Source organism: Blautia sp. AF19-10LB, from assembly GCF_003461245.1.
Classification (GTDB): domain Bacteria; phylum Bacillota; class Clostridia; order Lachnospirales; family Lachnospiraceae; genus Blautia_A; species Blautia_A intestinihominis.
Map to the genome: position 1 here is coordinate 54,086 of NZ_QTWS01000023.1, position 12,625 is coordinate 66,710.

The 12,625-nt window shown below is 42.4% G+C and carries 10 protein-coding genes and 1 pseudogene; 1 reads left to right on the forward strand and 10 read right to left on the reverse strand.

All coding sequences use genetic code 11. The features are described 5' to 3' along the window. Nucleotides 1-140: 140 nt before the first annotated feature. The 7 genes from DWX28_RS12985 to DWX28_RS13015 all read right to left on the reverse strand — a co-directional run bounded on the left by DWX28_RS12985 (nucleotide 141) and on the right by DWX28_RS13015 (nucleotide 9,927). Complete coding sequence (locus DWX28_RS12985; RefSeq protein WP_022213650.1) at nucleotides 141-1,283, reverse strand: sugar ABC transporter substrate-binding protein; 1,143 nt, start codon at nucleotides 1,281-1,283, stop codon at nucleotides 141-143. A gap of 139 nt (nucleotides 1,284-1,422) precedes the next feature. Further along, nucleotides 1,423-3,027: a response regulator transcription factor gene (locus DWX28_RS12990; RefSeq protein ID WP_243002432.1), complete on the reverse strand. Its 1,605-nt coding sequence runs from the start codon at nucleotides 3,025-3,027 to the stop codon at nucleotides 1,423-1,425. Beyond that, the gene (locus tag DWX28_RS12995) at nucleotides 3,017-4,855 is read right to left on the reverse strand and encodes a cache domain-containing sensor histidine kinase (protein ID WP_118252922.1); all 1,839 of its coding nucleotides are present in this window, start codon (nucleotides 4,853-4,855) and stop codon (nucleotides 3,017-3,019) included. The genes DWX28_RS12990 and DWX28_RS12995 overlap by 11 nt, the downstream gene beginning before the upstream one ends. Before the next feature lie 208 nt (nucleotides 4,856-5,063). Then, nucleotides 5,064-6,314: a serine hydrolase gene (locus DWX28_RS13000; RefSeq protein ID WP_118252923.1), complete on the reverse strand. Its 1,251-nt coding sequence runs from the start codon at nucleotides 6,312-6,314 to the stop codon at nucleotides 5,064-5,066. Between the two features lie 102 nt (nucleotides 6,315-6,416). Beyond that, on the reverse strand, nucleotides 6,417-8,123 hold the full coding sequence (locus tag DWX28_RS13005) for an AAA family ATPase (RefSeq protein WP_118252924.1): 1,707 nt from the start codon (nucleotides 8,121-8,123) through the stop codon (nucleotides 6,417-6,419). Nucleotides 8,124-8,221: 98 nt separating this feature from the next. Beyond that, entirely contained in the window at nucleotides 8,222-9,112 is an 891-nt protein-coding gene (locus DWX28_RS13010) for an alpha/beta hydrolase (RefSeq protein WP_118252925.1), read from the reverse strand. A 131-nt stretch (nucleotides 9,113-9,243) separates the two neighbouring features. After that, nucleotides 9,244-9,927, reverse strand: coding sequence for a DUF6198 family protein (locus tag DWX28_RS13015; protein WP_199611826.1), 684 nt, complete (start codon nucleotides 9,925-9,927; stop codon nucleotides 9,244-9,246). A gap of 306 nt (nucleotides 9,928-10,233) precedes the next feature. On the opposite strand from DWX28_RS13015, the gene DWX28_RS13020 reads away from it, so the two are divergent. Then, the gene (locus tag DWX28_RS13020; protein WP_118252926.1) at nucleotides 10,234-10,419 is read left to right on the forward strand and encodes a hypothetical protein; all 186 of its coding nucleotides are present in this window, start codon (nucleotides 10,234-10,236) and stop codon (nucleotides 10,417-10,419) included. A gap of 94 nt (nucleotides 10,420-10,513) precedes the next feature. On the opposite strand, the gene DWX28_RS13025 is transcribed toward DWX28_RS13020, so the two are convergent. The 3 genes and pseudogenes from DWX28_RS13025 to DWX28_RS19715 all read right to left on the reverse strand — a co-directional run. Continuing rightward, nucleotides 10,514-11,818, reverse strand: a complete 1,305-nt coding sequence (locus DWX28_RS13025) for a cytidylate kinase family protein (RefSeq protein ID WP_022215144.1) — start codon at nucleotides 11,816-11,818, stop codon at nucleotides 10,514-10,516. Further along, nucleotides 11,815-12,270 carry a MarR family winged helix-turn-helix transcriptional regulator gene (locus tag DWX28_RS13030; protein ID WP_199611828.1) on the reverse strand — a complete coding sequence of 152 codons (456 nt, stop codon included), beginning with the start codon at nucleotides 12,268-12,270 and terminating at the stop codon, nucleotides 11,815-11,817. Before DWX28_RS13030 ends, DWX28_RS13025 begins: the two co-directional genes overlap by 4 nt. A 127-nt stretch (nucleotides 12,271-12,397) precedes the next feature. Next, nucleotides 12,398-12,625: pseudogene (locus DWX28_RS19715) on the reverse strand (hypothetical protein); the annotation flags it as partial.

Here is a 12,625-nt window from a genome sequence, read left to right on the forward strand (position 1 = left end):
ATTCATTTCTTCGCCCGCCAGAAGCAGGAGGCCAACACTCCTTACGGTTGGTCTTTTGCTTTTGGCGGGCGCATATTACTGCTTCTTTTTAAATTGCTGCCTCCTGGAAAGAAGGCAGCAGATTTTTGGAGTCGTGTCATTTAGTTGCTGTGACGGGAAATAACGTCGTCGATGGAAAGTGATGTTGCTGCTTTGTTCAGATCATCGAAGCTGTATCCAGCCATCTCAACGATTTCTTCGTCTGTGTACGGATCATCGTCAACGAAGTATTTCTGATAGTTTTCATAGTCGTCTGGAGAAGATACATACAGGTATGGGAATTCGATCTCATATCCGAAGGAACCTTCGTCTTTTGTATAGTTGCCTTTTACTGCATTGTAAGTCATAAGGAATGCAAATAACGGGTCACAGAAATGTCCGCCTGATTCTGCAAACATTCCGCCAGATTCGAGCTGTTCTTTCAGGTCATCAAGGAAGTCTGTGGAAACAACATCGATTTTGCCTGTAAGTCCTTCGTTTGCCAGAGCACCGATGGAACCAACCAGTGGGTCACCGCCGCCGCCTGCAACGATCAGGGCATCCATATCAGGATTGGAGTTGTACAGAGAAAGAGCTGCTGCAGCGCCTTCTTCAGAAGAAGTATTTGCATATACAGGCTCTGTCATAGTTGCCTGATCATCCGGGTTTGCTTCGTTCCATTCATCAACTGCTTTCTTGTATCCTGTCCATCTCTGCTGGAATGTAGCATCACCAACGGTCCATGCTTCCAGTCCGATGTTTCTGTCGCCATTTTCAAGAAGCAGATTTACAAGTGTATATCCGTTTGTAACCTCATCTTCGTGTACTGCACCAAGATAGTATGGGGAATTGCATGCTGTCTGGTATACTTCCGGGCTGTTTTCTTCGGAAATGATACGGAAGAACTGTGTCAGGTAAACCTGGTTTGCTTCGCATGTCTGGATCGCAGAAGTCATTTCTGAATCAGCGGAGTTACAGATCACGATACCGTCGCATCCTGCTGCACAGAGCTGTTCAACAGAAGCTGTAACCTGCTCTGATACATGTCCCTGGTCTACATACATTACGTTTACATCCAGTGCTGCTGCCGCTTTGTCGATGATCTTTTTGCACTGGCTTCCAAGTACGTCTGTGGAACTCCAGATAGAAACACCAATTGTAATGTCATCTCCTGCTGCGTAAGTTGTCACTGCACTTGCTGGTACAGAAGCAACCATTGCTGCTGTTGCTGCGATAGCAACCAATTTTTTCATTCTTTTTTTCATCTTGTAAAAACCCTCCTTAAAATTTTTGAGCCAGAGTATGTTTTTCGTCCGTATCCGGCTTCGTTGTGATTTTATTAAAACATACTCTGGCTTTGTTCAGTTAGGACATATTTGGATTTTTTTGTTGCACATTTTTGACCTATTTGTACATATTATTGCGGTACTCTCTCGGACTTACTCCTACTTTTTTGCGGAAAACACGGCTGAAATAGTTGTAATCATCATAACCGACCAGGAAAGAGATCGTCTCCAGTTTCTTCTCTTCATCCTCCATCAGACGGATCGCCTGTTCCATCCGGACTCTGGTAAGACAGGCAATGATGGTCTCTCCGTAAGTCTGGCTGAACATCCTGGAAAGATAGCTCGCATCCATATGATACGCTGCAGCAAGTGCCGTCAATGTGATATTCTCATGGTAAGAAGTCAGTATATACTGACGGATCTGCTCTACCTGACTTCCCGCAGAATCCGTGCTGTTTTTGTCCGGATTGTTTTCCCACAGGCTGTCCAGCAGGATCCTGAGCGATGCCATAACGGAAGGTGCATCCAGACATTTCATATAATAATCAATGTCATCCATCGCTTCTTCTGCCTGCGCGGTGAGCTCTGGATGCTGTTCCTGTACGTAACGGTAAAGAATTCCCGTGATCCTCCTTACATACTGTTTGACATCAAGGAAGGACCATTCTCCATTGTCACAGTGTTTAAAATCACAGGTTCGAAAGATCAGTTTTGCCGTCTCACTCTTCTGTCCCGTATTCAAAAGATGGTACACTTCTTCTTCAATTCGATGGGACACCGTTTTTCCTACGGACTGACTGCCTTCCTCCTGCGAACATGCCAGAATACAATGACTGTGTGTAAAAGGCCGTGTCACCAGAACGGCAACCATATCTCTGTACATACTTCCAATGTCGTCCAGAGATCCTGTCTGTTCATGAAGGATCACAGAAACAGGGCCATACTCATCCAGCGGAAATTCTTCAAGGATGTTTTCTGCCAGGATCCTGAGTGAGTTGATTCTATAGGAAGTAAAGATAAGAAATTCACTCATTTTATTGCAGTTGTTAAAAATAATGGCCTCGGCATTGCAGCCGGTCAGATTTCTGAGCCTTGTCTTGATGCTTAACGACATCTGCAGATTATCGTATTCAAACTTCTCTGCGATCTCCGCAATATTATAAAATTTCACCAGCAGGGCTGCCACACCGGAAAATTCTTTTGTCGAAGAAACGTGCGGCTGTGCTGTGAACTGTCCGTACAACTTTCCTGACAGCAGTGCAGAATATTCACTGTCCTCCAGAAAAGAGGAGATTTTGTGTTCCTGGATCTGGTTTGTTTCTTTGTGTTTTCGCGCCATCTCTCTTTCTTCCAGGATTCCAAGAGCTTTGGTGAGGATCTTTACAAGTTCCTCTTTTCCTACCGGTTTGAGAATATAGTCCAGTCCCCCTGAGACAAAAACACCTTTTACTTTGTCAAAATCATCGTATCCGCTCACTGCGATCGTAATGATCTCCGGATGTTCTGTCTGAAGCTTCTGCAGAAGTTCCAGACCGCTTAAGAACGGCATATTGATGTCTGTCAGGATAATATCCGGTTTTTCTTCTTCAATACGTTCCAGTACTTCTTCGCCGTCACAGGCAGGATCCAGAAATTCAATAGAATAGTCCTCCCATGAGATCAGACTTCGGAGATTTTCCCTGCTCCAGTACTCATCATCCGCTGCCAGTACTTTATATTTCATCTTTTTCACAATGGGCACCTCCTGTTATATTTTCCCCATTCTCTTCCTCACTGGAAACGATCGGAACTGTGATCGTGACCGTTGTCCCCTCTCCGGCCTGACTTTCGATCCACAGCCCATATTCCGGTCCAAATAACTGTTTCAATCGTGCATTTACATTCAGGATTCCGATGGAAACGCCTGCCTCCACACGTTTCCGGTCATTTTTCTCAAGAAGTATATTCATGGCCTCCGCATCCATTCCTGTACCATTATCTGAGATTGTGACCACAAGATTTTCTCCGATATGCTCGGAGCGGATCAGAAGCTTCTTGTCTTTTCGCCTGGTATTTCTGAGTCCGTGTGTAAGCGCATTCTCCACCACCGGCTGAAGGCAGATCCTTGGAAGTCTGTCCTTCAGTGTTGCATTGTCGATCTGGTATTCATATGCCACCGAAGATCCATTCCGCACGTCCATGACATAAAGATAATTGCGGACATGGTCCATCTCATTCTGAATGGTAGAAAGTTCATCCGTCATGTTCAGGCTGTAGCGGAAAATCGCCGACAGGGAATGACAGATCCCGCTTACGAGAGGACAGTTCTGTGCATTCGCAATCCCACTCATGGTATTTAATGTGTTATACAGAAAGTGCGGATTGATCTGTGCCTGGAACATTTTGAACTCTGTCCTCTCCACCAGCATCTTATTCTGAAGTTCTTCTTCTGCCATCGCCTGGATACGATCCAGCATTTCGTTAAATTCTGTTCCAAGTACTGTCAGTTCTTCTGACCATCCGACCGGACTTACACGCAGAGATGACTCTCCGTTTTTGATACGGACAATGGTATTTCTCATTTCTTCTACCGGTTTGGTCATCCATCTGGACAACATAAATACAAGCAGAACGATCGCGCCGATCATGCCTGCCATAATGATCAGAAGTGTCCGTATCAGCGACTTCTGTGTTGCTGTCAAAAGAGACTGTGATACCAGGACAAATGCTTCCAGATTATAGTCTTCCTGTGAAACCTGTATCAGATAATTTCCATCATATTCCTGTTCAAGCTGATCTGAGTTGTAATAATTTTCGACCACTTTTGCAAGCTGTTTCTGGATTCTTTTCTGTGATACAGAAGCCTGTCCTGTTTTGGCTATCACCTGGTCTCCTACAGGCTGAAGCCACAGACAGACCTGTTCTACATCGACATACTTGGACATGATCGACGTAAATGCAGAACTGTTGATATCACATACCAGATATCCGATATTTTCTCTTTCCTCATCATAATTGTGAAGTTTCAGCACCAGGCGGACCACATTTCGTTTTGCAATGGGATTGTAATAGCCAGAGATCATAAAGTCTGTCCGTTTATCATGCACATAATCATAGAGCCTTTCTGTATTGGAATCATATTCCGTCTGATACAGATCTCTTGGAAAAGAAGACGCATTATATCGGTAGGCGCTGACAACTTTGTCCTGTGTATCGTACAGATACAGGGCAAGAAGCTGATCTTCTTTCGTAAAACGCTTTCTGGCAAAATACCAGCTCCTCCAGTAATAATCCTTGAGGCTGGTTCCTTCTTCTGCCGCTGACCGAAGATCACTGATCAGATCCTGCTCACTGTAGATCGTCAGCATTTCGGTACGTACATTATGAACAAAAGACGCGATGTCTGTCTGCATCTTGTTGAGCGAGATCTCATGATCCGAAATACTCTCCGCCCTGATCTGCCGCCTGAGTGTCTGATGAAACAAAAAAGTCTGCAAAAGAAGTGCAAATACCACACTCGTAATACAGAAGACAAGCAGTGCATTACGCATGGTAAATTTTTTATGATCCATATATGTTTCCTTTTCATACAAAATTAGGTGTGATTTTTCTGAAATTCTTCTATTGTTAATAATTATAAGCATGGCGTTTTTTCAGGTAAATACAGATTCTTATGAATAAAGTTTGTTTTTTTATTTTTGCCCGAAAACAAAATCGGACTTCCAACCAATATCTTTTGTCTGATACTGACTGAAAGTCCGATCCTGTGTTTTTTATTTTTCAGTGTTTATATGCGTAATTCAGAAGTATCCTGGAATCTCTCCAGCGTGCGTTGGAGTTTGGTCCGCCCAGGACAACTGAAATATATGTATTCCCCTTCTGAGACTGGCACAGACCCACGAAACAATGTCCGGCTTTATTGGTATATCCTGTTTTCATGCCGATCACACCCGGCATGTTTCCAAGAAGGGCATTTGTAGTACTTACGGTAAAACGGCGATTTGTATTAAGACTCTTGAAGGAGTAACTTTTGGTGCTGATGATTTTTCTGAATGCAGGTTTCTTAATCGCGTAACGCGCAATTTTAGCAAGGTCAGACACAGTTGTATAATGAGTGTAACCGGCATCAAGACCATTTGGTGTTGCAAAATGCGTGTCAGTACAGCCAAGCTGCGCCGCTTTCTTATTCATAAGACTGACAAATTTACTTTGTGAACCACTGATATGCTCTGCGATTGCTGCCGCGGTATCGTTATGAGAAGGAACCATAAGAGAATAAAGAAGATCCCTCATATAAAATGTTTCGCCTGTTCTGGCGTATAATTTCGTTGGTTCCAGTGCTGTTGCTCTGGCAGAAAATTTCACAGTTTCGTTCATTTTACTGTTCTCAAGAGCAAGGATACAGGTCATGATCTTGGTGGTACTGGCATTTGCATGCCGGAGGTTTTCGTTCTTTGCGTACAAAACTTTTCCTGTATCGGCATTGATAAGAAGTGCACAGTCCGATGCCAGATCATAATACAGACCTGAATGGTTCAGTGAACCATTGCTGTCAAAATAATAAGTAGTCTTGTTGATCGTTCTTTTTCCGGTGTATGCCCTGCCAGCAGAGTCAAAATAATATTTTTTCCCGGAAGGAAGCGTATACCAGCCACTGGTAACAAGAATTCCCTTCTGATTCGCATAATAATAATTCTTATTGTAGCGGAACAGGCGGCTTCTGTACATATATCCCTCTGAACGGGTTCCGAAATAATACTTCCTGCCGTTAATCGTATGCATTCCATACCAGGCTTTTCCTGAACTGTCAAAGTAATAGTTCTTTCCTTTGATCCTCAGATATTTGTTTCTGGCGTAATTTCTCTGGCCATAACGATAATACAGATTATTATTCTTGCTGACAATCTCTCCAGACGAGACCGCCTGCAGCCGTGGAAACGAAGATGCTGCTGATACTGCTGTACTTCCACCAAACAGAGATACAAACAAGACAGCCAGAATTAAAAGCAGTAGATTCTGTTTCTTTTTCATTTGATCCTCTCCTTAATAAATAAATCTGCCAAAATTCTAGCACGAAAATACATTTTTTTCCAGCTTGAATTTTGGCAGATGTTATTTTATTTTTGAAAAACGTTATAACCTCAAAATCTTACAGCGTTTCTTATAGCAGGCAATTCCATATCGCAAAATCTGCTCTATTCCCTCATCATATAATGCTTCTTCATACTGTTTTGATTCGATCTGCTTTAACGCTTTTTCTGCTGCCTTTTGCAGATTTCCATCCTCCGCATATTTCATCTCGATTACAATGCCCATTGCAGTATCGTCTGTCTCAATAAGAATGTCGCTATAGCCTTCTCCTGATTCCCTGTTGGAACGTACTATCCAGTTTTCTTTGATTCCCAGGATCCCAAGGAGAATTCCATGATAAAAATTTTCTTTCATTTCTTTTCGCACAGATGTATCACGGATACTGATCGTCTTTCGAAGATACTCCCCGAAACATTTTTCTGCTGATTCTGTATTTCCATTCTCGAGTGCCTCACAGAATCGATTCAGTAACTCTCCGTCTTTCTTCACATTTTCTCTAAAAAGCTGCATGATCTGCGTTGTAAAAATATTCCGTATCTCCCTGTTCGGTATTGCAAGCCGGAATATATTTCCCTCCGATCTTCCTCTCTGGGTTAGATATCCCGTAGTAAACAGAACACTCCAGATATTATCAATCGTCTGGTACATGTCCTCATAAGTCAGTTCCTGATGCAATTCCTTTATAATACACTCACCAGCGACCAGCCCCTCAATTTCCCTTCTGATTGTTCCACTGTTATCAGATTCTCTGATAAATCTTCGAACTGCTTCATTGCTGCTGGTATTGATCCAGTAATTTTGCGGCTCCGCATTTGGATCTGCCAGAAGTGTTACGCAATAATTCATAACATCCCACGGGCAGTAAACTTCCACATTTCCAAACTGGTATCCATCATACCATTCCTTTACCTGCTGATATTTGTCTGACAGGTGATAATATTCCAGAAGTTTTCTCACTTCCTTGTCTGTAAACCCAAAGTATTCATCAAACCGTACATCCGCAACTGATAAAACTTCAAAATTATTCAGACCTGTAAAAATACTTTCTTTTGATATCCTCATACACCCGGTCAGTACCGCCAGTTTCAGACTTTCATTTGTTTTAAGCACCTGTTCAAACAGCTTGCGGATCAACATTGCCATTTCTTTGTAATATCCATGCTCCGATGCCTTTGACAATGGAACATCATATTCATCGATCAGAAGAACCGTCTGTTTTCCATGATGTTTTTCAAGTAACAGAGATAACGTTTTCAGGCTTCCAGTCAGAGTAACTTCATCCATCTCAAAAGGAATCCTGTCTCCACCTTTTATAAGAAGTCCGTATTGTTCTTTTTCACGATCTGTAAGTTTAGTGCTGTCCATCAGATACTGAAATTTCATGGCTTCATTTCCAATCGTCGCACACAGCATCTCATAAGCATTTCTGTAAGCAAATCCATCCACGCTTTTGAGTGAGATCGAAATAACAGGGAATTTCCCCATGTATTCTTCACAGACCTGTTTATCACGGGATATCTGCAGTTCATTGAATATTCTTTTATCGCCCTGCAGTGAAAAAAAGTTTTTCAGCATACTCATATTCAGAGATTTTCCAAATCGTCTTGGTCGTGTAAACAGTGTTACTTTCCCTCCTGAACGGAGCAATTCACTTATCATCCCTGTTTTATCCACATAGTAATATTGATTTTTGATCATTTCATCAAAAAATTCTATCCCAATGGGAAGTCGTTTTACTGCAAAATCCATTTCTCACACTCCCTGCTTTATGTCTTACACCATTCGCATCAAAGTAGTACATTTATATGTATTATAACAAGAAGGATTTCTGAAAACCAGTCCCAGTCTTAATATATGTTCAATATCTGTTTGAAGAACCTGCACTCTTCATCATTGCATTTATGTGCATCCTCGGATCTTATATTCAGGTGAAAAACATGTCCCAGTTTTTCGGATTTTCCACTGCGGTAATCGTGAAATTCACATGGGATATGCATGCTTTTTAGCTTCTCATACATCAGAGGTGCCTGGTTTCTGAGAAAGTCTTCTTCTGCTGTCATGATGAAAGCTGGTGGGAATTTTTCTGTCACGTGATCATCTGCACAGAGCAGCTGAAGTTCCTGTTTCGTTCCTTTTCCCGGAAGATATTCTTCCATCAGTTTTCCTGTAAGCTCGTCCAGATTTTCCTCTCCCATATGATACTGTCCGCAATTCAGTGCCACTGCACAGATCTGTGAATTTTCTGGTGTGTGGAATTTATAACTTTCGGCATAGTCTGGATTGGTGCAGATATCCAGATAAAGAGACAGGATATGTGCTCCTGCTGAATCACCCACTGCGAAGATTTTTTCTGTATCTAATCCATAAGTTTCTGCGTTTTCCAGAACCCAGGTAAATACGAAATTTGTATCTTCCAGTGATGCCGGAAACTTATATTCCGGTGCCAGGCGATAAGAAAAATTCACTACGGCAAAGCCTCGCTCTGCAAGATCCATGCAGTAGAACTGATACCTTTCTTTGTCACCGTATACCCATCCGCCACCATGGACACTGACGATCACTGGAAGCTTTCCCATAGCATCCTTTGGGCGATATACATCCAGTTTCTGCCATTTAGATTCTGTTCCATATATAATATCATCGTATCTTACAATGTTCTCCGGGGTCTTAAGCCCTGCATCTCTTTTATTATCTCCTTCTGCAAATTCTGCACGTATGATGTCGCTGATCCTTACCATTCTTATGTTCCTTTCCTATATTAAAAAACCGACCTGCATTTTCTACTTCTATTGTAGCGAATACCTGTCGGTTTTTATATCTTTATTTTGTGTTTTTTATTCTTTTATTGCGTTGTCTGTCCCGAAATCCATCACGCTCTTTTTATCATAAACGACTCAAATCTCACATGCTGATCCATCTTGTCACCAATCATGCCGATCACTTTTCCCATGGTAAATGCGGCGAGGATCGTGCCGATTCCGAGTCCGTCCAGATGTCCGAGGATGATGCAGGTCATCAGTGCTGTTATGGTAAGGCAGGTAACGTCATAGCCGATTTTGATCCTGGAATATTTTACCTTCGTGATATCTGCCAGTTCTCTCGGAAACAGGTCTGTCGGGATGATCGGAAGACCGCAGCGGTTGGAAAGTGCAATCCCGATGCACAGGAGCAGGTAGCTGATGATAAAATAAAGTACCCGGTATCCAATGGCTGTCGGCAGAACGCCTATCCACATTTCATGTACATCGAGCATCTCGCTGAATGCAAATCCAACGACAAAGCTGAAAAGATACGGTGCAACAAATTTCTTACGCATGATCATCAGGGATAATACCAGAAGTCCCTGGAAAATGTAGGTCCAGGTTCCAAGGGAGATCTTATTGAATACTTCCGAAAATGCATATGGTACACTGGAAATCGCCGAGATCCCGGAACCGGAATACAGCATCAGCACAACTCCCAGGCTGTTGATCAATACCACCACCAGCAACGCCAGCTCGCCCCGCAGGACCGGTAATTTCTTGTTCTCTTGTGTCTCAATTTCTTCTGTCACTTTATATTTCCTCCATAGGTAATTTATGGCAACTGTTCAGTACCTTCACAGTTACGATTTATGCCTTGTCTATCTTAGCACTCGGGAAATCTTTTTTAAAGAGACAAAATACTGATTTCGTAAAAAATTTGTCGAACGTTTCTCTTTGACAGATGGATGATTAATGTTTATAATATAGAACAAATCTTTCTAATCCGTTTCCGGATAAAATTCCTGTTGTTTGTGCCTTGACAGTTGAATACAGGGTTTACACCCTTATGATTATCACCTATAATAATTATTATAATTATGAAAGGTGGTGCCAATATGGAGGTTAATCATGATATGAGTGATCAGGAATTAAAAACTTTACTTATCGACAAATACACAGATCTGCAGCGTATTAAGAAAGCAAATGGTGATACCGTAAACGAAGAATTAGACTATCAGATCAAAGTTGCAACAGCCAAATTATCATCTTTCGAAGTTAATGTAGAAGACCTTACATTATAAATACCGATCAAGTAACTGTATAACACAAAAGAGTGTAAATCCTGTACTGAATTGTCAGAATCTGCACTCTTTTTATCGTATACGAACATTGATTTTACCGTTTCATCGCCTCGCGGATGCATATTTCTATGTATTCTTCCCCAAGCGCTGTATTCACAGTCAGGTCGAAGTTTGCTGATGCGCCCCAGATACGGCCGGTGTAATAGCGGTAGTTGTCGGCGCGCCATTTATCTTCTTTCTGGATCTTCTGTTTTGCGTCTTTTTCGGACAGATGCAGACGGTCCATGACTCGTTTCATTCTGTTTTCCATTGGTGCGCAGAAGAAAACTCTGAGGCAGTTTTTGTTGTCTCTAAGGGTGTAGTCAGAGCAGCGTCCTACGATCACGCAGTTTCCTTTTGCAGCAAGTTCTCTGACGACCTTTGATTCAGCTTCGTAGATCTTGTCCTTCGGTGCTTCCTCGTCCGGCTGTGCATACATATACATCTGGTTCACCAGGTCATACAGGAAACTGCTGGTCATCATCTCTTCTTTTTTCTGGATAAATTCCGGTGTATATCCTGTCGTTCCGGCAGTCATCTCGATGATCTCCTGATCATAAAAAGCGTAGCCAAGTTTTTCTGCAAGTGCTTTGCCGATATCGTGTCCGCCGCTCCCAAACTGTCTGCCGATCACGATGACATTACGCTGAACTTCATCTGCCGGTTTATCCACAGATACCGCACCGGATTTGCCGGTACTTTCCACATTTTCCCCTGCGAACTCTTCCGGAAACAGAAGCGGTTTGACAAATGCAAGCTTCTTGCCAAGGACTCTGGCAATAAATCCAACCAGAAGTGCCGCAATGATCGTACCTTCACGCACACCATTGAGATGTCCGGTAAATACAAAGGACAGGATTGCCGCGATCACCGCCATGGAAACGTCAAAGCAGATTTTTGTCGTACCAAAGTTGGTTTTCCATGTCAGAACGATCGCGCGGACAAAAGATTCTCCCGGCAGCATAACAACGTCTGCCAGCACTTCCATGTACACACCAAATCCAAGGATCAGACATCCGATCAGAAGATATACAATCTTCATAACATACGCCTGCGGGTTTACCCATGCAAACAGAAGCATGGTAAGATCGATGAAATATCCAAAGATAATAGATACCGGTATCTGCAGAACATGTTCCAGTTTAAAATTTTTACGCAGGATCAGTAACTGCAGTAAGATCAGAAATACGCTGAAAAAAATCGTAAAGTTTCCGAGTGTAAACGGAAAACTTAAGCTTAACACATACGGAATCGATGAGATCGGTGAGGTTCCGAGACTTGCCTTGGTGATCAGGCTGACACCAAGTGAGTTCACGAACAAACCGATCAGAAAGATCACGTATCTTTTTAGTTTGTTCATTTGTTCCTTCCTTCTTTCCCTGTTTCTTCGCATCCTGTCTCAGACAGGTTACTGTAAATTTTATGATAAATCTTCATAAAAACCTCTGCTTCTTCTGGAGAAATATCTTTCCACGCAGCCTCCTCGATCTCCACAAAAGCTTCTTCGACAAGCTTCTGGCTTTTTTTCCCGGATTCTGTCATAAAAATATGAAAAGTCCTTCTGTTTCCATTGAGCATGCGCCGCTCGATCAGGCCTTTCTCTTCCATACGGTTCAAAATTGAAGTCAGCGATCCCGCCTCAATAAAACAGCCCGCCGCGATTTCCTTCTGACTGGCTCCATCATGATCCTTGAGATAATCCAGAACCTTCGGCTGTCCAAGCGTAAGCCCCGAAGCCTTCACCCGCTCCAGAAGCCTCTTCTGGATCAGCATCTGGTTAGCCATTGTCAGATAATGCAATGATGTGTCCATGTTTCACGTTCCTTCCCTGTTTGCGTTTGTTGCAAAATAAAATAGTTATAATTCTAACGTTTAGAATTATAACTATTTTTGTAAAAAGTGTCAATATGACTTTTTTCTTAGATTTCAGCCCTTTCGATCACACAGCTATTTTTCTTGGAATAAAGCAGACATCTGCAAAGCCTTTTCCTGTTGGCAATTCTCTGATAATTGTGTAGTACTCTCTTGCAAAATAAAATGCCAGGTGAATTGTACAACTCAATGAATTTTCGTTATTGTATTGCAGAATTGAGATTTCATTATGCGCACAGTGAATCAACAACTCTATCCTCACACGACTGAAGTCGCGTGCTTCCGGACGCTTTAG